Here is a 20,195-nt window from a genome sequence, read left to right on the forward strand (position 1 = left end):
GACTGGCACGGTGCTGAACGAATTCTGGGCCACCGCGTCAACCACCTACAAGGTGCTCGTCTTCAGCGCCATGGGCCTGATCGCCACAGGCATCATCCTCAATCTGGTCGGCAACAACACGGGCAACCAAGGCCTGGCCCTGGCCTCGCTGGCCGTCATCGGCGTCGGTCTCATCCTGCACATCGCCGGGATCGTGGTCCGCGGCCAGACAATCCGGAAAAACCTCAAGCGCTAGCGGCGGCGTTCCGCACCACGTGGCTGCGGGCGTGCTCCACGGCGTCCGGCAGGCTGGCGAACAAATGCTTGTGGTGCCGCAGCGAGCGGATCACGCCGACATTGGTCACCAGGTCCAGATGCTGAGGCTGGACGCCCTTGAGCAGCACCGTGACTCCGCGCAGCTCCAGCGCCGAGATGACGTCCACCAGCGTGTGGGCCCCGGTCGCGTCGAGCATCCGCACCTGCGAGAGCCGGATGATCGCGACCTGGATGTCCTTGACCCGGCTGATCTCCTGCAGGACCCGTTCCGCAGCCCCGAAGAACATGGCGCCGTCGAGCCGGAAGATGGCGATGTGCCTGTCACCGGGTACAGCCGGGCCCGGGATGTCTTCGCGCTGCACCCCGCTGAGCGAGGCGAACTTGCGCAGCGTGAACACCGCCGCCGCGACCAGCCCGATCTCGATCGCCACGATCAGGTCGAACGCGACGGTGATCAGTGCTGTCAGGACAAAGACGAAGGCATCGGCCCGGGTGGAGCGCATCACCGCCGCCACGGTTTGCCGTGAGACCATGCGGGTGGCCGTGACCATCAGGATCCCGGCCAAGACCGCCAGCGGGATCCTGCCCACCAGGCCCGCCGCCAGGTAGATGATGGCCAGCAGCACGAGGGCGTGGACGATCGCCGCGAGCCGGGTCTTCGCCCCGGAGCGGACGTTAACGGCGGTCCGGGCGATCGCGCCCGTGGCCGGCATGCCGCCGAAGAAACCCGCCGCTACCGACGCCAGGCCCTGGCCGGTGAGTTCGCGGTCCGGGCTGTAGGTCCCGGTGGGCCGGCCGTCGGGGCCGACCATGCCGGCGGCCACCCGCGCGGACAGCAGCGATTCGATGGCCGCGAGCGTGGCGATGGAGACGGCGGGCATGAGCAGGCCACCCAGCACCGACGGGTCCAGTGCCGGCATGGACGGTGCGGCGAGGGAATGCGGCAGTGAGCCGATCCGCGGGATCTGCAGGTCCAGGAGTTCGGCGGCCACGGTGGCCAGCAACACGGCGGCCAGGCTGGCGGGGATGGCCTTGTTCAGCCGGGGCAGCAGGAACATCACCGCGGCGACGCCCGCCACGATAGCCAGGGTCTGCAGCACCGTGGGGGCCGTCGCCGTGGCGGCGCTCTCGACGGCGGCCAGCACGGTGTTGTGGCCCGGTACTCCCTCAGTGCCGGTGGCCATCGGCACCTGCTGCAGGAAGATGATGGCGGCAATGCCCAGGGTGAAGCCCTCCACGACGGGCCACGGGATGAACGCGACCGCCCGGCCCAGGCCGCTGACGCCGAGGATGATGACCAGCAGCCCGGCCATCACGGAGACCAGGGCGATGCTGCCGGCGCCGTGCGCGGCGACCACCGGGGCCAGGACCACCACCATCGCGCCCGTGGGCCCGGAAACCTGGACGTGGGAGCCGCCCATGACGGCGGCAACCAGTCCCGCGACCACTGCCGTGATGAGCCCCGCCTCGGCACCCACCCCGGAACTCACCCCGAAGGCGAGGGCCAGCGGCAGGGCCACGATGCCCACCGTGATGCCGGAGAGCAAGTCCGTCCGCCACGACCCGCGCAGCCCGTCGTAGTCGCGGCGGGAGGGCAGGAAGCGGGCGAGGTAGCCCCGGACGCCGCGGGCCGCCGTCGTTGCCGTCGCGGCGGTCACGAGGCGGACCCCTGGAGGTGCGCGACCGGCAGTTCCTGCGCGAGCCGGAGCTGTTCGCCCGAATCCGCCAGGCTGTCCAGCAGGAAGATCCGGGCAATGGCGAGCAGCTCGGCAATCTTCGGGTGGGCCAGCCGGTAGGTCACGGCGTTGGCGGTCCGGACCGAGGTCACCACCCGGTGCCGGCGCAGCGTGGCCAGGTGCTGGGACAGGTGCGAGGCCTCCAGGCCGGTCTCGGCCAGCAGGTAGCTGACCGGAGCCGAGCCGTCCGGGGCCGCCGCCAGCAGTTCCAGCACCCGGATCCGCGCCGGGTGGGCGAGGGCCTTGAACAGGTTGGCCTTGATTTCGTACAAGGGGGTCTGCGCTGCGGAAATCATGGCGGTCCTGCGCTCTCTTGGCCTGCGGACGGGCACCGCCCACACCGTGGATTTATGAATTGATGTTTCCATCATATCGTTCGGGTGCAAGCGCCGCGGGGCCGTGTAACGGGGAAAGCCATCCGAAGGCAGGGCGCTAGGCTGGAACCATGACTATCAATCCGGATCTGCAGGGCCGCAGTTACCCTGCCGCAGAGGTGTACGACGTCGGCCGCGAGAAGATCCGCGAGTTCGCGCGCGCGGTCAAAGCCACCCACCCCGCCCACTTCGACGTGGACGCCGCCAGGGCCCTGGGCCACGGCGACCTCGTGGCCCCGCCCACCTTCGCGATCATCGTCGCGCAGCGCGCCGACGCGCAGCTGATCGAGGACCCGGATTCCGGCATCGACTTCTCCCGCGTGGTCCACGCCGACCAGCGCTTCGTCCACCACCGCCCGATCGTCGCCGGGGACCGGCTCGTGGCCGAACTGCACGTCGACGGCGTCCGCGCCATGGGGGGAGGCGCCATGATCACCACCCGCTCCGAGATCTTCGCCCTCGCCGGCAGCGATGCGGCCGCCCCGCGTGAAGCCGTCGCCACCACCACCTCGTCCATCCTGGTCCGCGGAGAGGGACAGTAAGCCATGGCCCCCACATTTTCAGAACTCACGGTCGGCCAGGACCTCGGCAGCCGAAGCATCGAGGTCACACGCACAGACCTCGTCAAGTACGCCGGCGCCTCCGGTGACTTCAACCCGATCCACTGGAACGAGGCCTTCGCCACCGGCGTCGGCCTCCCCGGCGTGATCGCCCACGGCATGTTCACGATGGGCGCCGCCGTCCAGCTCGTGACCGACTGGGCCGGTGACCCGGCCGCCGTCGTCGACTTCCAGACCCGCTTCAGCAAGCCGGTCCCGGTGGCCGACACCACCGGTACCCCGGACGCCGGCGCGGTGATCGAGGTCAGCGGCGCCATTGGGGCGCTCGACGCCGACGCGGGCACCGCCCGCGTGGACCTCACCGTCGTCGCAGGCGGGCAGAAGGTCCTCATGAAGGCCCAGGCCGTCGTCAGGCTGGCCTGACCGAATGATCCAGCCGTGAGGGTCCGTGTGGCCCAGTCCGCCGAGGTGACCCGGTGGCGCAACGCCGTCGTGGTGGCCTATGCCTTCAGCGGGATAGCCTTCGCCAGCTGGGTGTCCCGGCTTCCGGCCATCCGTGACGGACTCGACCTCACGCCCGGGAACGTCGGCCTGCTGCTGCTCTGCATGACGCTGGGCTCCTTCGTCTCGGTCTCCGCGTCCGGGCTGATCGTGCTGCGTTTCGGCTCCAAGCAGACCATCCGGATCGGCAGCATCATGGTGGGCGCCGGGCTGGTCCTCGCCGGGTTCGGGACGTCGGTCCTGGTCAACCCGCTGGCGGTGGCGGCTGGGCTCGTGGTGGTTGGCCTCGGCACGGCCAGCTGGAACACGGCGTCCAACGTGGAAGGCGCCGCCGTCGAGCGCGCGGTGCGCCGGCACATCATGCCGCGGCTGCATGGCGCGTTCAGCCTGGGCACCGTCGCGGGCGCGGGCGCGGGGGCCTGGGCTGCCGGCGCCGGCGTGCCGGTCTTCTGGCACCTGGCCGCCGTGGGACTGCTCGTCGCCGGTTCCGTGGCCACGGCCGCCAGCTGGTTCCGCGCCGACATCACCCCGGTCGAGGCCGAGAAGGATTTCACCCCGTCCGGGCCGGACACCTTTGAGGATCCCTCCACCGGTCCGCTGCCCATCATCAGCCAGGCCACACAGGGCCCGGAAGAACCGCTGGATAACAAACGGCAGATCGCGCAGGCCTGGCGGGACCGCCGGACCCTGCTGCTCGGCGTCCTGGTGCTCGGCCTCGCCCTGGCCGAGGGCGCGGCGGGGGACTGGGTGGCGCTGGCGCTCGCCGACGGGCACGGCCAGTCCGACGCCGCCGGAGCCGCCGGCTACGGCCTCTTCGTCACTTTCATGACCGTGGGCCGTTTCGCCGGCACCCTGGTGCTGGACCGTTACGGCCGGGTCCCGGTGATGCGCTGGTGTGCGGCGCTGGCCGTGGCGGGACTGGGCCTGTTCGTCTTCGCGCCGGTTCCCTGGCTGGCCTACGTCGCCCTGGCCGTCTGGGGGCTGGGCGCCTCGCTGGGCTTCCCGGTCGGCATGTCCGCCGCCGCGGACGACCCCGTCAAGGCCGCCGCACGCGTTTCGGTGGTCTCCACCATCGGCTACGGGGCGTTCCTCTGCGGACCGCCCCTGCTCGGCCTGCTGGCCGAGCACGTCGGCATCCTGCACTCGCTGCTGGCCGTCATGGTGATGCTCGTCGTCAGCTTCCTGCTCTCCCCGGTGGCGCGCAAGGCTGCCTAGGCCCGGCCCTGCCGCCTTTCCGGGCATACGCCGAACCCGGCTAGGCTGGTGGGGTGACCCAGACACTGCTTTCCGCCCTGACCACGGCCGGCGTCGGCGGCCCCGCCGCCAACTACGTCGAAGCCCGCACCGAAGCGGAGATCATCGACGCTGTCCGCACGGCCGACGCCGCCGGCGAGCCGCTGCTGATCATCGGCGGGGGCTCCAACCTGCTGGTCGGCGACCAAGGCTTCCCTGGAACCGTCGTGAAAATCGCGTCGGAAGGATTCACCGTCAATGCTGAGGATTCCTGCGGCGGAGTCGCCGTCGTGGTCCAGGCCGGGCACAACTGGGACGCCCTCGTGGAGCATGCCGTCAAGCATGCCTGGTCGGGCGTAGAGGCCCTGTCCGGGATCCCCGGCGCCACCGGCGCGACGCCGGTGCAGAACGTCGGAGCCTACGGCTCCGACGTCTCGCAAACCATCGCCGCGGTGCGCACCTGGGACCGGGAACGCAATGCCGTCCAGACGTTCACCAATTCGGAGCTCAAGTTCGGCTACCGGGACTCCGTGCTGAAACAGACCACCACCAACGGCTCTCCGCGGTACGTGGTGCTCACGGTCGAATTCCAGCTGCCGCTGGGCCGGATGAGCGCTCCGATCCGCTACGCCGAACTGGCCCGGGCTCTCGGCGTCGAGACCGGCCAGCGGGCCTACTCCAACGACGTCCGGCGCGAGGTGCTCCGGCTCCGGGCCTCCAAGGGCATGGTGCTGGATGCGGCGGACCGGGATACGTACTCCACCGGATCCTTCTTCACGAACCCGATCGTGCCCGTCGAGGTTGCCGCGGGGCTGCCCGAGGATGCCCCCCGCTACCCGGGCGGCGCCGAGGGCCTGACCAAGCTCTCCGCGGCCTGGCTGATCGACCATGCCGGCTACGGAAAGGGCTTCGGGCTTGAGCCGGGCAGCGTCTCCGGCGGCCGGGCCTCGCTGTCGACCAAGCACACCCTGGCCATCACCAACCGGGGCGGCGCCAGCGCGGCAGATCTCCTGGCGGTTGCCCGCGAGGTGCGCCGCGGCGTCGTCGAACGCTTCGGTATTGAGCTGCACCCCGAGCCGCTGCTGATCGGCGTCGAGCTCTAAGTCAGGGGCCGACGGAGGCCTTGACGGCGGAGGCCGATTGGCGCAGTGCCGCTGCGGCCAGCGCCTGGGCCCAACCCAGAGTGGCCATGGTCGGATAGAAAAAGGCCGATGCCAGGCTCGTGGGCCGCAGTGGGCCGAGCACGCCGGTCGCCGACATGAGCATGGATGCCGCAGACGCCAGGGCCCCCACGGCCGTCAGCACCACCGCGAGCCGGACGACAGCCGGGTACCGGCCCCAGTCGCGCAGCAGCCGTACCCTGACTCCCAGGCTGCTTGCCGCGAGGGCTCCCAAGGTTGACACTGCGTAGCCGGCCGCTAGTCCCAGGACTCCACCCGTCAGGTAAGGCTCGGCGTCCTTGCCCGTCGCCTGGCTGAGGAGGGCCCCCGCCATCGATGCAGTTCCGGCCAGCACAGCCAAGCTTGCCAGCAGCATCCAGCGGAGCCGGCCCCGGTCCAGCACTTTCAGTAAACTCCCCAAAGTCATCCGGCCAGCCTAGCGGAGGCTGTCCGGTGCTTGTGGACTAGCTCCTCCCGCGGCGGGGGACCACCTTGCTGAAGAGCATGAAGGTGAAGCCGGACGCCGCGGCGCCCAGCAGGAAGACCTGGCAGAACGCCACGGACTGGGCGCTGGGCCCGCTCCGCAGCAGGAGCCCGGCGCAGGCGAAAGCCACCGCCCCGGCCAGCAGTGCCAGCGAACCGAGGAGGAAACTGTGCACCGTGGCGGGAAACTCCGCGCCGGGATCCGGGTCGGCTTCCCCGCGGTCGGCGTTCTGCAACGCCGGAGACCGCGGCTGGATCATCGCAGCCGTGACAAAGCTGACCACGGCTACCGCCATGGACGCGGCGGACACCGTCTGGAACGTTGTCATCATGGGGGAGAGACGGGTGCCGCTGGCGATGGCGACGGCCAGGCCTGCCGCCATGCCGGCCGCGCTGGAGGCCCAGCCCAGCAGGGCCAGCCTCCTGCACAGGGGCCGCAGGAGAGGCCACACATCACCCAAAGTCATGCATCCACGGTAATGAAGCCGGCTGGACGCAGGCTGGGAGAGGACCGGGCGGTGGCCGCGCACCGGCCGGATTCCACCGGGGCGGCTGAGCCCGGCCTAGGATGTTGTCATGGCAGCAGTGGTGCGCACGCGTCTGAGCCGGAGCGTCATGGGCCGGCTCCGCTTGGTCTCCCAAGGGCTTGCCGGCCCGGCTTTCGAGTCTGTTCCCGGCGCCGTCCGGGGCATGACCGCCATGCAGGCGCAGGACCTCCAGGCTGCGCTGTGGGCGGTGGGACAGCGCGTGCCGGGCTCCCGCGCGGCCGATGTCCGCGCTTCGCTGGACCGCGGCGAAATCGTCCGGTCCTGGCCGATGCGCGGCACGCTGCACCTGTTGGCGCCCGAGGACTTGAAATGGGTCCTGGACATCACCTCCGCCCGCCTCATCAAAGGCCTGGCGGGGCGGCACCGGGAACTGGGCATCTCTGCCGCGGACGTCGACGCCGCCGCGGATGCCGCCCTGCAGCGGGTCGCCGGCGGGGCAGCAGCCAGCCGGGCGGAGCTGTTCCAGGCCTTCGAACAAGCCGGCCAGTCCACGGCAGGCCAGCGCGGCATCCATCTCCTGGGGACCCTGTGCCAGCGCGGCCTGCTGGTGCTGGGCCCGCTCGCCGGCAACCAGCAGCTGGTGGTGGCGTTTGACGACTGGATCAAGGACTCGCGGCGGCTGGGACGCGAGGAAGGGATCGCCGAGTGGCTGCTGCGCTACCTCTACAGCCACGGCCCTGCCACCGAACGTGACTTCGCCTGGTGGTCCGGCGTCCCGCTGACCGAGGTCCGGGCTGCGCTGGCGGACGTGCGCGACCGGCTGGCGGAGCTGGAATTTGACGGAAAAACCTACTGGCTCTCCCCGCAGACGGCGGCCCTGCTCGACTGCGCCGTCCCCGGCCAGCGCACCGTGCTGGCGCTGCCGGGATTCGACGAGTTCCTCCTGGGCTACACCGACCGGTCCATCGCGCTGCACGCGCAGCACGCGGACAAGATCGTCCCCGGCGGCAACGGCGTGTTCAAGAAGACGATCGTGGCCGGGGGCGCCGTGGTCGGGACCTGGGCGGCGCCCGGCAACGGCCGGTCCGGCGCCGTCGTGCCCGAACCGTTCGACGGCGTTAACGGGCTGCGGCCTGCGGCTCGGAAATCCTTTGAGCTGCAGGCCGCGAAGTACCGCCGGTTCCTCGGCCTCGACCGAACCTGACCGGACCCGCAGTTCCTAGAGCGTGCCGGTGGCGATCTTGAGCATGCGCCGCAGCGGCTCCGCGGCGCCCCAGAGGAGCTGGTCGCCGACGGTGAACGCGCTGATGTACTCCGGGCCCATTTCGAGCTTGCGGATGCGGCCCACCGGGATATCCAGGGTGCCGGACGCCGCCACCGGGGTCAGGTCCGCCATCGAGGCTTCCTTGGTGTTGGGCACCACGGTGGCCCATTCGTTGTCCGCGTCCAGGAGCTTCTCAATCTCGGGGACGGAGAGGTCTTCGCGGAGCTTGAGCGTGAGCGCCTGGGAGTGGGAGCGCATGGCGCCGATCCGGACGCACAGGCCGTCCATGATGACGCGGTCCGCGCCGGTGGTGCCCAGGATCTTGTTGGTTTCCACCCCGGCCTTCCACTCTTCCTTCGACTGGCCGTTGCCGAGGTCCGCGTCGATCCAGGGGATCAGGGAGCCCGCCAGCGGCACACCGAACTGGGTGGCGTCGATGTCGGTGCGCTGGTGGGCCAGGACCTTGCGGTCGATCTCCAGGATCGCCGACGCCGGGTCGTCCAGTTCGCTGCTGACCTCGGCGTTCAGCGTGCCGAACTGGCTCAGCAGTTCACGCATGTGCCGGGCACCACCTCCGGACGCGGCCTGGTAGGTCATCGAGGTGCCCCATTCGACGAGGCCGTTCTTGAACAGGCCGCCGAGGCCCATCAGCATGCAGGAGACCGTGCAGTTGCCGCCGATGTAGTCCTTCACGCCGCCGGAGAGGCCGGCGTCGATGACGTCGCGGTTGATCGGGTCCAGCACGATGATCGAGTCGTCGTTCATGCGGAGGGTGGAAGCGGCGTCGATCCACAGGCCGTCCCAGCCGCGGCTGCGCAGCTCGCCGTGCACCCGCTTGGTGTAGTCGCCGCCCTGGGCGGTCACAATGATCGGCAGCTTCGCCAGCGTCTCGACGTCGAACGCGTCCTCGAGCTTGCCGGCAGCGCCTGCCGCCGCACCGGCGATGGCCGGGGCGGCACCTCCGGCGTTCGAGGTGGAGAAGAAGACCGGGTTGATGTTGGCGAAGTCGCCCTCGTCCTGCATACGCTGCATCAGGACGGAGCCGACCATGCCACGCCAACCGACCAGTCCGACGGACGGGGTAGCTGCTGTAGTCATTGGGCCAGTTTAGACTTTGCGGTGCCTGGCCCGCAGCCGGTTACGTCACGTGGGTACGTCGGCCCTCCCGCAGGGCTCGGCAACGTCCCGTATCAGTTCAGCTGGCGCGGGCTGGGCTCCGGAAGGCCGCGCTCGCGGCGGATGCGCCTGGCCTTGAATTCGGAGACGGCGAGCCGAACAGCGTAGAGCACACCCGAGGCGCCGATCACGGTCAGCACGAGAGCGCCCCACAGCGGGCTTTCGCCCCGCGAGGTAGGGGCGGCGACGAGGAAAATCGAGAACACGGTCACCGCGGCGAACACGGCCGCCAGAAGGACCATCCCGGACGCCGTGGCGACGATCGGGCCGGACCCGGCGCGGGCAAAGCCGATCTCGTCCGCGGCGTAGGATTGCAGTCGCCCGTGGTCCATGGTCCTGGTCAGGAACCGTTTCTCCCCGGCAGCCACTGCCCGTTCATGGCGGGCCCGGATCTCTTCGTCGTGCTGGTGGTTGTCAGTGTCTGTAGGCACGTGGTTCTACCTTCTGGATGGTGTGGATGACGCATTCGCAGTCGGGTACGTTATGCGAGCGAGCGATGCCCGGCCCTGCGAACTACTGCGAGATGTGCCCGGCTCCAGGCTCGGGCGCCTGCCGCTCCGTCCGTAGCTTTTTGGCCCGGTACTCGTCACTTGCCATGCCGAAGGTATACCAGGCTCCGAAACCGCCGAATGCCGTCAGGAACAGTGCTCCCCAGAAAGGCTGCTCACCGCGGCCCACGGGGGCCAGCAGGATCACCCCGGAAAGAATGACTAAGAGCCCCATGACGGCGGTAAGGATTCCCATGCCCCACCAGGACCGGACCTGCACCTGGCCGCGGCCGGGGGAAAACCCGATTTCGTCCGCGGGGTAACTGTGCAGTTCGCCAGTGTCGGTCTTTCGCAGCACGCGCTTCTCGCCCCGCGCGAGCGCCTCCTTGTGCTCGGCATTGACGTCGTCGTTGCGGCGTTCACGCTCGCGATCGAAGCTCACAGTTCGTCCTGACTAACGGTGCGGATCTGCTCGGGAAGACGGTTGCCAGCGGCCCTTCAGATGACGCCGTCGCGCCCACCGGGCCACGGAACTTTTTACCTGCGGAGAAGCTACTTGACCGGCCTCGGCAGGTTGCGGGCCTTACGCAGCTTCTCGGCTTTGCGTTCCTTGAAGTAGCCGGTCCAGCCGGCGAACAGTGGATAGAGTACCAGCACGTACATCCACCAGATCTCGCCCATGATGTGCCACTGGTCGGTGACGGCCATCTGGACCACGCCGTAGAGCATCAGTCCGAAGAAGGCGGTTATCAACAGGGCCAGGAACAGCAGGCCGCCGGAGGCGTTCAACGGCTTGATGATGCCCAGCCCGTCGTCTTTGCGTACGCCGTATTCCTCGTCGGTATAGCTGACAATTTCGCCATTTTCGGCCATCCGGTGCTTCACGGGCGCCTCCGGGGCCGGCGGCGGTGTGTAACCGCGTTCCTGGGGCACGTCCCGGCTACGCCTCGCCACGGGACCCTCGCGGCTTCAGGAGATTACCTCCGGTGCCGTAGGCCTGCGCAGCATTCGACGAGATCGTCGGACCCTCGGCGACGTCGGGAAAATTCAGCATGCTCCGCGACTGAAAGGGGAGCGGCGGTGCCTCCGTCACGCTACTCGACCGGCCGCGGCAGGTTGCCGGCCTTGCGGAGCTTTTCGGCCTTGCGTTCCTTGAAGTAGTTGAACCAGGCAGCGGCGAAGGGGAAGATGCAGGCGGGAAAGACCCACCAGACCTCGCCGGCGATGTGCCAGGCGTCCTGCCTGATGATCTGGACGACGAAGTAGACCAGCCCTCCCATTCCGATCGTCAGCAGGATAGCCAGGAAGAGAATGCCGTTGGCGCTATTGACGGGTTTGATCACGCCGAGGCCTTCATCCTTGCGGACCCCGTACTCTTCGGCGCTGTAAGCGACAAGATCCCCGTTGTCCGCCCTGCGGCGGATCGGGCGCTCTGGCCCGGCTCCCCGCTCAGGCTCTCCTTGCGCGCCGTCGCGGGCGGGATCCTGGGGGGTGTTCTGATTATGCCTGTCCACGGGACTCCTCAATCGCCCGCAGCAGCGCGGCGTCGTCCAGGCCTGCGGTTTCCACGACCTCATCCGTCTCGAAGTCGGGCACGCCGGTCGTCCACGTTTCGCCTTCCCGGCGCACCAGCAGACGGGTCTCGGCAGTGAGGGTTTTGAACACGAAATAGGCAGAGCCGCCGGGGGTTTCTGCGGCGTGCTGCTTGACCAGCCGCAGCGTAGCCTCGGCCGAGCTGATGGCGGGGTCCTGCGCGAACACGAACCAGGTGCCCAGCAGCCGGGGCTGCAGCATCAGCGCGACGTCGGGGGCTTCGATGAGCAACACGTTGTCCATCGACTCGGGTGCCAGGAGGGACACCTCCGTCCAGTGGGTTGCGTGGCCGAAAGCGGACGCGACGGCGGCGGCGACACCGGTCACGCCGAGCTCTCCCTCCTCGTTGACCGTGGCCAGGTCCCGTGCAAGGAGCGAGGAGGCGCCGGCGGTCGCCAGAGTGACGTCGTCCACCATCTCTTCAGCCCGGAAGACGCTGACGGAACGGTCACGGGCCGGTCCCTCGAAAACATCAAGCAGGTACGCGATTTCCCCGATGCCGAAGCCGATGACATCGACGCCGAGCCGGGGCTCGTAGGCAGTTTCATCCTGAACTGTCATGTGATTCTCCTAATCTAGAAGCCGAAGAAGTGTGCCACGGATTCGCCGGCATCCTTGACGCTGTCAGCGGCATCGCTGACGAACTTGCCCGGATCCTTGACGGCGTCGACGATGCCTTCGCCGACGTTCTTGCCGACGCTGCTGATGGTGTCCCAGTTCTCGTAAACGGCTACGCCCACGCTCGCCACCTGGCAGATGGTCCCGGCAGGCGGCGGCATGAAGCATCCGACGCCGAGCATCGTTTTGCCAAGGCTGGCGGCACCACCCTTGAGGTCGCCGTCCGCGAAGCTCTTTACTGTGTCCACGGCGTTGAATCCGACTCCGGCCCAGCCGAGAGTGCGGGACAGTCCGGACTTCCCGAGCCAGTCCCAGCTCTTGTTGGCCCCGAAGAGCTGCCGCTCTTCGAGCAGCGGCGCCAGACGTGACAGCCCGGGTATGTGCTTGTTGAGGTCCTTGAGCGACGCGATGTCCGAGGCCTTGTCGATCAGGCCGAGGGCCCTGCTGGACTTCGTCGATGCCGTGAGCAGCTCCTTGAGCGGGTCGCTGCGCAAGAGGTTGCTTGCGGTGAATCCGGGTCCCCCCAACCGGTGGCGGCCGGTGGTGAAGAACGCCTTGGACAGTGCATCCCGCTCGTTCTTCAAGACCCAGCCGTACTGTCCGAGGTGCTTGGCCAGGGTGAGCGGGGTCTTGAAGTTCTTCTGGATCCCCATGAACATTTTGAGGCGGGCGGCTCCGCCGGCGAGGATGCCGCCGGCCACGGCCCACGCCCCGGGGCCGGCGCCGTGGCCGAGGGGGCCCAGCGGGCCGCCGCCGGAGCCCGGGGCGGCGTTGCTGGCCTTCTCCTGCTCGTCGGCCTGGGTCAGGAGTGCCTTGGACTGCTGCTTCAGCGCCCGGGCGGTCTGCTGGATCAAGGCACGGTGGGTGTCGTTCCAGTCGGACTTGAAGCGCGCGCCGTCGGCGCCCTTCCACGAGGTGTTGTTGTTGATCGTGGACGTGAGGACCGAGGACTGCTGCAGTAGCGTTTCCGACGTCTTGCCGAAGTGCTGCGCGAGCGACCGAAGCTGGGCGACGTCGGCGCCCCACACGTTACCTGCCATGATGGCATCCCCCCTTACGGGCAACAGCCTAACGGGCCACTGCCAAGACCAAGTGCATTCCAGCTCATTACAGCCAGACCAAAGAATCTGACCGGCCCCAATCTAGCCGTGCCGCCGGGATCGCGCGATGGGGTGGTCTCCCCATCCGCCGGCACCGGCGGGAGCCGCGGCCGGTGCCGCTACTCGCCGTCGGGCTCCGCCAGCAGTGCGCTCTTGCGCCGGCGCAGGGCGAACATGGCGCCGAAAGCGAACAGCTGCGTGACGACGACGAGCACGATCGCGCCCGCGATCTTGTTGCCGCCGAGGATCATGGTCAGTCCCACGATCGCGGACAGCAGCGCCAGCAGGGGCAGCAGCATGTAGCCGAGGACAAAGAGGATTTCCGGTTTACGCAGCACTATTTGGCCTCCGTCCGCCGCCACAGGGTGATGCGGTACCGCGTGCCGTTCGCGGCAGTCAGCCAGCCGTCGGGCGGGAGGCTGGCCTCCGCGGTCCAGTCGTAGCCGAGTTCCGGGGCGAAGGTGTCGCCCTCCGTCGCGGTGTCGATGGTCGTCACGACGGCGACGTCGGCGAGGTCGAGGGACTGCGTGAAGATCTCGCCGCCGCCGATGATCCAGACCATCTCGGGACCGGACGCGAACTGCGACTCCAGCAAGGCGTCGTCGAGGGATTTGACCGCCAAGGCGCCGTCGGCCTCCGGCGTCCCGCCCCAGCCTTCCTGCCGGGTGATGACAATGTTCGTCCGGCCGGGCAGCGGCCGGTACTTGTCCGGGAAGGAATCCCAGGTCTTGCGCCCCATGATGACGGGGTGCCCGGCCGTGAGCCGGCTGAAGTGCTTCATATCCTCTGGAAGGTGCCACGGCATGGTCCCGGCCTGGCCGATCACTCCCGTGCTGGTCTGCGCCCACACCAGGCCGAGGCCGGTGACGGTGCCGCGGAGCTGCTCGGTGAAATCGACGGGATCCGTGGGGTTGCTGGTCTCGTTGCTCATACGGCTATCGGGGCCTTAATCGTTGGATGGTGCTGGTAGCCGACGACCTCGAAGTCCTCGAGGGTGTAGTCGAAGATGGACTCCGGCTGGCGGGTGATCCTCAGCTGCGGATATTCGTAGGGCTCCCGGCCCAGCTGCGTGAGGACCTGGTCCAGGTGGTTCTCGTAGATGTGGACATCGCCGCCGGTCCAGACGAATTCGCCCGGTTCCAGCCCGGTCTGCTGGGCCAGCATGCAGGTCAGCAGGGCGTAGGAGGCGATGTTGAAGGGCACGCCCAAGAAGGTGTCCGCGGAGCGCTGGTACAGCTGGCAGGAGAGTTTGCCGTCGGCGACGTAGAACTGGAAGAAGGCGTGGCAGGGGGGCAGGGCCATGTTCTTGAGCTCCGCCACGTTCCAGGCCGAGACGATGTGGCGGCGTGAATCGGGGTTGCTTTTGAGGTTCTCCACCAGTTCCGCGATCTGGTCGATGTGCCCGCCGTCGGGCGTGGGCCAGGAGCGCCACTGGACGCCGTAGACCGGGCCGAGTTCGCCGTCGGCGTCGGCCCATTCGTTCCAGATGGTGACGCCCTGGTCCTGCATCCACTTCACGTTGCTGTCCCCGCGCAGGAACCACAAGAGTTCCACGGCGACGGACTTGAAGTGCACGCGCTTGGTGGTGATGAGCGGGAAGCTCTTGCCCAGGTCGAAGCGGAGTTGCCGGCCGAACACGCTGCGGGTGCCCGTCCCGGTGCGGTCCGATTTGTGGGTGCCGTGCTCGAAGACATCGCGCAGCAGGTCTTCGTAGGGCGTTGGGATGCTCACGCTCCCAGTCTACTGAGAAGAGTCTTGCTCGCCGTATTCATGGCTTTGGCCGAGCCGGGCGCGCATCACGGCGAGCAACGCGCCGTCGTCGAGGCCGGCCGCGCGGCCTGCGGCAATGCAGCGGTCGACGGCGGCGATCACCGCGGCGTTCGGTCCGGCCGCCGGCCGCGCCGGGACAGCATCACCGAGGGCGCCACCCGGGCCGTCCCCGCCGACCGGGCCGGCGACGACGGTTCCGTTGCGGCGCCCGGTCTGGATCAGCCCGGCTTGTTCGAGCTCCTTGTAGGCACGTGCGACGGTTCCGGCCGCAATGCCGAGGTCTGCGGCGAGGCGCCGGACGGTCGGCAACCGGGTTCCCGGCGGCAGCGCCCCGATGACGATCAGCGAGGCGATCTGCGCCCGAATCTGCTCGTACGGCGGTGTGGCCGAGCGGAGGTCGATGGAGATTCCCGCGGTCACGCGGCGGGCTCCTTGTCCCGCCGCGGCACGGGTCCGGCCGGGCTGCGCGCGGGGCCGGCGACGGGGATAACGGCGATGATGGTGGCAAGGGTGCCGAGGACCGCTCCGGCCAGGGTCGCCGGCCACCACGTGTTGGCGTCGGGATTGAATGGTCCCCCGAAGGATTCGGCGGCAAACAAGGCAGCCCACGCGGGCCCCTGGGTCAGCAGCAACACGGCGGCCTGGGCGGTGAACAGGGCCGCGAGGGTCCGCACGGTCCGGTGGATCGCGACGGCGCGCAGCGCGGCGTCCATGCCGGCGGCAAGACCGGGGACCCCCTGCCGGTGCCTGGCGGCGAGGAAAGCCGGCACCGAGGCAAGCGCGCCGCCGGCCGCGAGGAGGGCCGGCGGAACCCAGTCCGGCTCGCCATAGAGCCGTTCCTGACCGACCGCCGTGACTGCCAGGGCCAGCAGGAACGACAGCAGGGCCAGGACGGCGGTGGTCAGCATTGCCGGGCTAACCGGCTGCCGCGGCCAGTTGCGCGGCGCTCCCGGGTCGCCGTAGTTGCGCTGCAGGAGCAGCTCGCCGGCCGCAATGACCGCCAGCACCGCGGCCGCCATCAGGGTAGCGAAGCCCGCCATTCCGAAGCCCGCCGCGGCGGCGGTCAATCCGGGGACGATGAAGACCCCCGCCAGCAGGGGCACCGCCGCCGCGAGTCCCAGCAGCGGACCCAGCGACGAGACCAGCCGGGCCGCGGGGTGCTGGCCGCCGGCCTGCAGTCCTGCAGGCGGCCGGTTGCGCGCGCCCAGCCCGGCGGCCGCGAGCCGCGGCGGCCCCCAAAACCACATCATCAAGAGGACACCCATGCCCGCCAGGCCGGCCGCATTCGTCCAGGACGAGACGCCGGTTGACGGGTCCGGCCGCGCTGCGAAGTTGCCTGCGATCACGCCCAGCCCCGCAGCCACTATGGAAGCGGTCCGCAGCAGGCGGTTCATGGCGATGGTGCGCAGCACCGCATTGTCGCCGGCGTCGAGGGCCTCCAGCTGGCGGCGGCTGGCAATCAGCCACAGCACCAGCATCGTCCCGGCGGCCAGGACGGCCAGGGCTCCGCCCAGCCAGGCGGCTAGCTCAACCCCGGGAATACGGCCGTCAACGCCCAGCGTCTGCCGGGTGTACGGGCCGTCCGCCCCGGTTGTGGGCGGCACGGGTGCGAACCCCGGGAGCGTGGCGGTCCACGCGATGAGCGCGCCGGCGGCGGCAAAGACGGCCGCCGTGACCGCGGCCAGCCGGTGCGGCAGGAAGTCGCGGATCCGCCGGACCGACAGGACGGTCTGCCGCCGCATTCGCCGCGGCCCCGGATAGCTGACCTGGCCGAGCGCGTGTACGCCCAGGCAACCCAGGATCGGCCAGGTAAGGGCCGGCAGGATCGTCGCGGGGGTCGTCATGGCGCCGCCGGCGGAAGGGTCGGCCGGAATGATGCCCAGATTCATGGCGCCCTGCAGCGAGCTCGCCAGCCAGCCGATGACCCCCACCCACAATGCGTGTTCCGACACCGATGCCGGGGAGGTGCCTGTATCCGGCGCCCAGATTACCCAGCGCAGCACGGCGTAGACCAGCACGGCGGCGATGATCGGGCCGAACAGCAGCATCGATGGAAAGTAGAACTCGCCCGGCATGAAATCCCCCAAAGATCCCGCAGTTATGTACCAAGTACTTGATACAAACTAGGGCCGGGGGGCGCCGGGGTCAAGGACCCTAGTCGTCGAAGGGCCGGAACTGCTCCACGGCCACGACCTTGCCCTTGCTGTGCGAGACATGGCAGACGATGATTTCCCCGGGCGAGAGGAATGGATCGTTTGAGGGCAGCAGGGCCCGCAGCCGGGAGTTCATGTGCTTGCCCAGTTGCGCAAAGACCGTGGGCAGTGCGGGGCGGTGCGTGCACAGTGCCACCGGGCGCCCCTTGTCGAACAGGGATTCGACGACGTTGGCGGTCTTGTGCGGGCTCCGGCCGTGCAGGTGCTCGGTCAGTGATTCATGCAGCTTCACCTTGGCGTCGACGGCCTTGGCATAGGGCGCGACCGTGGCTACGCAGCGTAGCCAGGGACTCGTCACCACCCGCGACGGGCTCCAGGCCTGGAGCAGCCGGCCCACGGCCTGGGCCTGGCGTGTCCCGGTGGCAGCCAGCGGACGGTCGCCCTCGGCCTTTGACCAGGACGAGCGCGGCTTGGCTTTGGCATGACGCAACACCAGCAGCGGCCAGGTGTCCAGTTCGCCGCGGGAGTGTGCTGCCGCGAGGTGCTCCAGCGGGGCCCGGTCGCTGGGGTTGCTGAGCAGGCCGGCGGCCTTCTCCGGCGAACACCACATGACGCTGTCCACCTCTTTGCCATCCGGGCGGAGCGGGGCGCCGTCGACGTCGACCGCCCAGTAGTGCACCACCTTCAGGCCTGCTGCCACGTGGTAATGGATGGGCGGGAGCGGGATGCCCAGGGGAGCCTTGAGGCCGATTTCCTCTTCCACCTCGCGGGCGGCGCACTCGGGAACGGTCTCGCCCGGATCAAGCTTGCCCTTGGGCCAGGACCAGTCGTCGTAGCGCGGGCGGTGGATCAGCAGGACCTCAAGCTTGTCTTTGTTGACGCGCCACGGCAGGGCGCCGGCCGCGACGACGGCTATGGCCTCGCCGGGATGGTCGGTCTGGTCCGCGACCAGTGAATCGCTGCTCACAACCGGAGGCCCTAGCGCAGGCTCGCCGAGCGCTGCCGCGAACGCGATGCGAGCAGCCATGACTGGACGTCCTGCAGGGCGGTGCCGTCCTCCGCGAGGTGGTGGCGGACCCATTCGCCGCTGTTGTCCAGATGCCAGCTGGCGGTACCCGGATCCATGTAGCGGCGGAGCATGTCCAGGACATACGAGGTGTCGTCCCCGCTGCTGAGCTGCACCAGGGCCTCCACCCGTCGGTCCAGGTTGCGGTGCATCATGTCCGCCGAGCCGATGTAGACCACCGGGTCTCCGGCGTTGGCGAAGGCGAAGACGCGGGAGTGTTCCAGGAATCGGCCCAGGACGGAGCGCACAGTGATGTTCTCGCTGAGTCCGGGGACGCCGGGACGCAGGGAGCAGATGCCGCGGACAATGACGTCCACCTGCACCCCGGCCTGCGAGGCACGGTAGAGGGAATCGATGATGGCTTCGTCCACCATCGAGTTCACCTTGATCTGGACGCGGGCGGCGATTCCCGCCCGGGCGTTCCGGATTTCCGTTTCAATCCGGTCAATCAGCCCGGAGCGCACCGACCTTGGAGCAACCAGCAGCCGCTTGAAGGTGGACTTGGGTGCATAGCCGGAAAGCTGGTTGAACAGCTTCGACAGATCTTCGCCCACCTGCTCGTTGGCCGTCAGCAGGCCGAGATCCTCGTAATAGCGCGCGGTGCGCGGGTGGTAGTTCCCGGTGCCGATGTGGCAGTAGCGGCGCAGCCCGTCGACTTCCTGGCGGACCACGAGCGAGAGCTTGCAGTGGGTCTTGAGGCCCACGATGCCGTAGACCACGTGCACCCCTGCCTGCTCCAGCTTCCGGGCCCAGGAGATGTTGGCCTGCTCATCGAAGCGGGCCTTGATCTCCACAAGGGCGAGCACCTGCTTGCCGGCCTCCGCGGCATCGATCAGGGCGTCGACGATGGGCGAGTCGCCGGAGGTGCGGTACAGGGTCTGTTTGATGGCCTGCACCTTGGGGTCCGCGGCGGCCTGCTCGAGGAAGGCCTGCACGGAGGTGGAGAAGGAATCGTAGGGGTGGTGCAGGAGGATGTCCCGGCGCCGCATGGCCGCGAAGACGTTCGCTGCCTTGGAGGTCTCCGACTCGTTGAGGTACCGGGACGTGTGCGGCACATGCTTGGGGTAGTGCAGGTCCGCGCGGTCGATCCCCGCGATCACGGAGAGCCCGCGCAGGTCCAGCGGGGCCGGGACGGAGTAGACCTCGGATTCCTCCACGCCGAGTTCGCGGATCAGCAGCGCCCGGATGTTGGGGTTGATGTCGTTGGTGACCTCGAGCCGGACCGGCGGGCCGAAGCGGCGGCGCAGCAGTTCCTTCTCCAGGGCCTGCAGCAGGTTCTCGGCGTCGTCCTCTTCGACCTCGACGTCCTCGTTGCGGGTAACGCGGAAGGTGTGGTGTTCCAGCACCTCCATTCCGGCGAAGAGCTGGTCCAGGTGGACGGCAATGACTTCCTCAAGCGCGATGAAGCGGGCCACCCGCCCGGGCACGGAGCCGGCGCGCGGGCCGTCAATGGAGATCAGCCGCGGCAGCTGGTCCGGGACCTTGACGCGGGCGAAGAGCTCCTTGTCGCTGACCGGGTTGCGGACCACGACGGCGAGGTTCAGCGAGAGCCCGGAGATGTACGGGAACGGGTGGGCCGGATCCACGGCCAGCGGCGTCAGGATTGGGAAGACCTTTTCCGCGAACATGGCGCTGAGCTGGTCCTTGGCCTGGCCGTCGAGTTCTTCCCAGTGCATCAGGTGGATGTGCTCGTAGGCCAGCGCGGGGCGGATCTGTTCCGCGTAGACCCTGGCGTGGCGCTGCTGGAGCCGGTGGGCGGCGTCGCCGATCTGTTCCAGGACCTGCATGGGGCTCAGTCCGGCGGGGGAGGGCACCGCCAGGCCGGTGGCGATGCGGCGCTTGAGGCCGGCGACGCGGACCATGAAGAACTCGTCCAGGTTGGAGGCAAAGATGGAGAGGAAACTGACGCGTTCCAGCAGGTAAAGGTTGGGGTCTTCGGCGAGTTCCAGGACGCGTGAGTTAAACGCGAGCCAGCTCAGCTCCCGGTCCAGGAAGCGGTCCGGGCTGATGTCGCCTTCCGGTTCCAGGTTGGGGGCGAACTCGGGGATGTCGATCCGGTCCTGGGTGGCGCGGGAGGCGGGCACTTCGGAGGAACCGAACCGCGCCCGCACGGGACGCGCAGCCTTGTCCGGCGTAGCGGCTTCAGACGTGGCTGTCCGGGCAGATTCCCGTTGCAT

At 68.9% G+C, this 20,195-nt stretch carries 24 protein-coding genes; 6 read left to right on the top strand and 18 right to left on the bottom strand.

The features are described from left to right. Positions 1-10: 10 nt before the first annotated feature. Positions 11-235 carry a DUF3188 domain-containing protein gene (locus AC1DB8_RS02460; RefSeq protein ID WP_441416986.1) on the top strand — a complete coding sequence of 75 codons (225 nt, stop codon included), beginning with the start codon at positions 11-13 and terminating at the stop codon, positions 233-235. On the opposite strand, the gene AC1DB8_RS02465 is transcribed toward AC1DB8_RS02460, so the two are convergent. Beyond that, positions 225-1,913 carry a SulP family inorganic anion transporter gene (locus AC1DB8_RS02465; protein ID WP_476892094.1) on the bottom strand — a complete coding sequence of 563 codons (1,689 nt, stop codon included), beginning with the start codon at positions 1,911-1,913 and terminating at the stop codon, positions 225-227. The two genes, AC1DB8_RS02460 and AC1DB8_RS02465, sit on opposite strands and share 11 nt — an antisense overlap. Beyond that, a complete protein-coding gene (locus tag AC1DB8_RS02470; protein WP_441416988.1) occupies positions 1,910-2,287 on the bottom strand; it encodes an ArsR/SmtB family transcription factor in 378 nt (125 codons plus the stop codon). The genes AC1DB8_RS02465 and AC1DB8_RS02470 overlap by 4 nt, the downstream gene beginning before the upstream one ends. Positions 2,288-2,436: 149 nt before the next feature. Between AC1DB8_RS02470 and AC1DB8_RS02475 the strand changes: the two genes are divergently transcribed. From AC1DB8_RS02475 to AC1DB8_RS02490, 4 genes are read left to right on the top strand one after another with little or no spacing between them, the layout of a single operon-like run. Continuing rightward, complete coding sequence (locus AC1DB8_RS02475) at positions 2,437-2,907, top strand: FAS1-like dehydratase domain-containing protein (RefSeq protein ID WP_441416989.1); 471 nt, start codon at positions 2,437-2,439, stop codon at positions 2,905-2,907. Between the two features lie 3 nt (positions 2,908-2,910). Next, complete coding sequence (locus tag AC1DB8_RS02480) at positions 2,911-3,348, top strand: MaoC family dehydratase (protein ID WP_441416990.1); 438 nt, start codon at positions 2,911-2,913, stop codon at positions 3,346-3,348. A 15-nt stretch (positions 3,349-3,363) separates the two neighbouring features. After that, the gene (locus AC1DB8_RS02485) at positions 3,364-4,641 is read left to right on the top strand and encodes an MFS transporter (RefSeq protein WP_441416991.1); all 1,278 of its coding nucleotides are present in this window, start codon (positions 3,364-3,366) and stop codon (positions 4,639-4,641) included. A gap of 53 nt (positions 4,642-4,694) precedes the next feature. Then, positions 4,695-5,762, top strand: coding sequence for a UDP-N-acetylmuramate dehydrogenase (locus AC1DB8_RS02490; RefSeq protein ID WP_476892095.1), 1,068 nt, complete (start codon positions 4,695-4,697; stop codon positions 5,760-5,762). A 1-nt stretch (position 5,763) separates the two neighbouring features. Here the strand turns inward: AC1DB8_RS02490 and AC1DB8_RS02495 are convergent, their stop codons facing one another. Both AC1DB8_RS02495 and AC1DB8_RS02500 read right to left on the bottom strand, forming a co-directional pair. Next, positions 5,764-6,246, bottom strand: a complete 483-nt coding sequence (locus AC1DB8_RS02495; protein ID WP_476892096.1) for a hypothetical protein — start codon at positions 6,244-6,246, stop codon at positions 5,764-5,766. Between the two features lie 37 nt (positions 6,247-6,283). Next, a complete protein-coding gene (locus AC1DB8_RS02500) occupies positions 6,284-6,769 on the bottom strand; it encodes a hypothetical protein (RefSeq protein WP_476892097.1) in 486 nt (161 codons plus the stop codon). A 109-nt stretch (positions 6,770-6,878) separates the two neighbouring features. Between AC1DB8_RS02500 and AC1DB8_RS02505 the strand changes: the two genes are divergently transcribed. Continuing rightward, positions 6,879-7,994, top strand: a complete 1,116-nt coding sequence (locus tag AC1DB8_RS02505; RefSeq protein ID WP_476892098.1) for a winged helix DNA-binding domain-containing protein — start codon at positions 6,879-6,881, stop codon at positions 7,992-7,994. A gap of 15 nt (positions 7,995-8,009) precedes the next feature. Here the strand turns inward: AC1DB8_RS02505 and asd are convergent, their stop codons facing one another. The 14 genes from asd to AC1DB8_RS02575 form a co-directional block, all read right to left on the bottom strand. After that, on the bottom strand, positions 8,010-9,152 hold the full coding sequence (gene asd, locus AC1DB8_RS02510) for an aspartate-semialdehyde dehydrogenase (protein ID WP_441416995.1): 1,143 nt from the start codon (positions 9,150-9,152) through the stop codon (positions 8,010-8,012). A 92-nt stretch (positions 9,153-9,244) separates the two neighbouring features. Next, positions 9,245-9,661, bottom strand: coding sequence for a hypothetical protein (locus AC1DB8_RS02515; protein ID WP_476892099.1), 417 nt, complete (start codon positions 9,659-9,661; stop codon positions 9,245-9,247). 82 nt (positions 9,662-9,743) lie between these two features. Further along, the gene (locus AC1DB8_RS02520) at positions 9,744-10,160 is read right to left on the bottom strand and encodes a hypothetical protein (RefSeq protein WP_476892100.1); all 417 of its coding nucleotides are present in this window, start codon (positions 10,158-10,160) and stop codon (positions 9,744-9,746) included. Between the two features lie 110 nt (positions 10,161-10,270). After that, positions 10,271-10,651, bottom strand: a complete 381-nt coding sequence (locus tag AC1DB8_RS02525; protein WP_476892101.1) for a hypothetical protein — start codon at positions 10,649-10,651, stop codon at positions 10,271-10,273. 161 nt (positions 10,652-10,812) lie between these two features. Continuing rightward, positions 10,813-11,232, bottom strand: a complete 420-nt coding sequence (locus tag AC1DB8_RS02530; RefSeq protein WP_441416999.1) for a hypothetical protein — start codon at positions 11,230-11,232, stop codon at positions 10,813-10,815. Then, a complete protein-coding gene (locus AC1DB8_RS02535) occupies positions 11,219-11,872 on the bottom strand; it encodes a hypothetical protein (protein ID WP_476892102.1) in 654 nt (217 codons plus the stop codon). The genes AC1DB8_RS02530 and AC1DB8_RS02535 overlap by 14 nt, the downstream gene beginning before the upstream one ends. Positions 11,873-11,886: 14 nt before the next feature. Next, positions 11,887-12,969 (bottom strand): WXG100 family type VII secretion target, encoded by a 1,083-nt coding sequence (locus AC1DB8_RS02540; protein ID WP_476892103.1) that lies wholly within the window; start codon positions 12,967-12,969, stop codon positions 11,887-11,889. Positions 12,970-13,148: 179 nt separating this feature from the next. Then, the gene (locus AC1DB8_RS02545; protein WP_441417002.1) at positions 13,149-13,367 is read right to left on the bottom strand and encodes an NF038396 family protein; all 219 of its coding nucleotides are present in this window, start codon (positions 13,365-13,367) and stop codon (positions 13,149-13,151) included. Further along, the gene (locus AC1DB8_RS02550; protein WP_441417003.1) at positions 13,367-13,960 is read right to left on the bottom strand and encodes a dihydrofolate reductase; all 594 of its coding nucleotides are present in this window, start codon (positions 13,958-13,960) and stop codon (positions 13,367-13,369) included. The genes AC1DB8_RS02545 and AC1DB8_RS02550 overlap by 1 nt, the downstream gene beginning before the upstream one ends. Beyond that, complete coding sequence (locus AC1DB8_RS02555) at positions 13,957-14,760, bottom strand: thymidylate synthase (protein WP_476892104.1); 804 nt, start codon at positions 14,758-14,760, stop codon at positions 13,957-13,959. The genes AC1DB8_RS02550 and AC1DB8_RS02555 overlap by 4 nt, the downstream gene beginning before the upstream one ends. A 9-nt stretch (positions 14,761-14,769) precedes the next feature. Continuing rightward, positions 14,770-15,219, bottom strand: coding sequence for a GntR family transcriptional regulator (locus AC1DB8_RS02560; protein ID WP_441417005.1), 450 nt, complete (start codon positions 15,217-15,219; stop codon positions 14,770-14,772). After that, the gene (locus tag AC1DB8_RS02565) at positions 15,216-16,874 is read right to left on the bottom strand and encodes a hypothetical protein (protein WP_476892105.1); all 1,659 of its coding nucleotides are present in this window, start codon (positions 16,872-16,874) and stop codon (positions 15,216-15,218) included. Before AC1DB8_RS02565 ends, AC1DB8_RS02560 begins: the two co-directional genes overlap by 4 nt. A 79-nt stretch (positions 16,875-16,953) precedes the next feature. Further along, positions 16,954-17,919: an NUDIX hydrolase gene (locus tag AC1DB8_RS02570; RefSeq protein WP_441417007.1), complete on the bottom strand. Its 966-nt coding sequence runs from the start codon at positions 17,917-17,919 to the stop codon at positions 16,954-16,956. A gap of 11 nt (positions 17,920-17,930) precedes the next feature. After that, entirely contained in the window at positions 17,931-20,195 is a 2,265-nt protein-coding gene (locus AC1DB8_RS02575) for an RNA degradosome polyphosphate kinase (protein ID WP_476892106.1), read from the bottom strand.

The organism is Arthrobacter sp. 10N410 (assembly GCF_056394945.1).

Bases quoted from the DNA above. Each gene is read 5' to 3' on its own strand.
- AC1DB8_RS02470 (WP_441416988.1), bottom strand. From the start codon at position 2,287: ATGATTTCCGCAGCGCAGACCCCCTTGTACGAAATCAAGGCCAACCTG.
- AC1DB8_RS02475 (WP_441416989.1), top strand. From the start codon at position 2,437: ATGACTATCAATCCGGATCTGCAGGGCCGCAGTTACCCTGCCGCAGAG.
- AC1DB8_RS02480 (WP_441416990.1), top strand. From the start codon at position 2,911: ATGGCCCCCACATTTTCAGAACTCACGGTCGGCCAGGACCTCGGCAGC.
- AC1DB8_RS02495 (WP_476892096.1), bottom strand. From the start codon at position 6,246: ATGACTTTGGGGAGTTTACTGAAAGTGCTGGACCGGGGCCGGCTCCGC.
- AC1DB8_RS02500 (WP_476892097.1), bottom strand. From the start codon at position 6,769: ATGACTTTGGGTGATGTGTGGCCTCTCCTGCGGCCCCTGTGCAGGAGG.
- AC1DB8_RS02505 (WP_476892098.1), top strand. From the start codon at position 6,879: ATGGCAGCAGTGGTGCGCACGCGTCTGAGCCGGAGCGTCATGGGCCGG.
- asd (WP_441416995.1), bottom strand. From the start codon at position 9,152: ATGACTACAGCAGCTACCCCGTCCGTCGGACTGGTCGGTTGGCGTGGC.
- AC1DB8_RS02535 (WP_476892102.1), bottom strand. From the start codon at position 11,872: ATGACAGTTCAGGATGAAACTGCCTACGAGCCCCGGCTCGGCGTCGAT.
- AC1DB8_RS02540 (WP_476892103.1), bottom strand. From the start codon at position 12,969: ATGGCAGGTAACGTGTGGGGCGCCGACGTCGCCCAGCTTCGGTCGCTC.
- AC1DB8_RS02550 (WP_441417003.1), bottom strand. From the start codon at position 13,960: ATGAGCAACGAGACCAGCAACCCCACGGATCCCGTCGATTTCACCGAG.
- AC1DB8_RS02565 (WP_476892105.1), bottom strand. From the start codon at position 16,874: ATGCCGGGCGAGTTCTACTTTCCATCGATGCTGCTGTTCGGCCCGATC.
- AC1DB8_RS02575 (WP_476892106.1), bottom strand. From the start codon at position 20,195: ATGCAACGGGAATCTGCCCGGACAGCCACGTCTGAAGCCGCTACGCCG.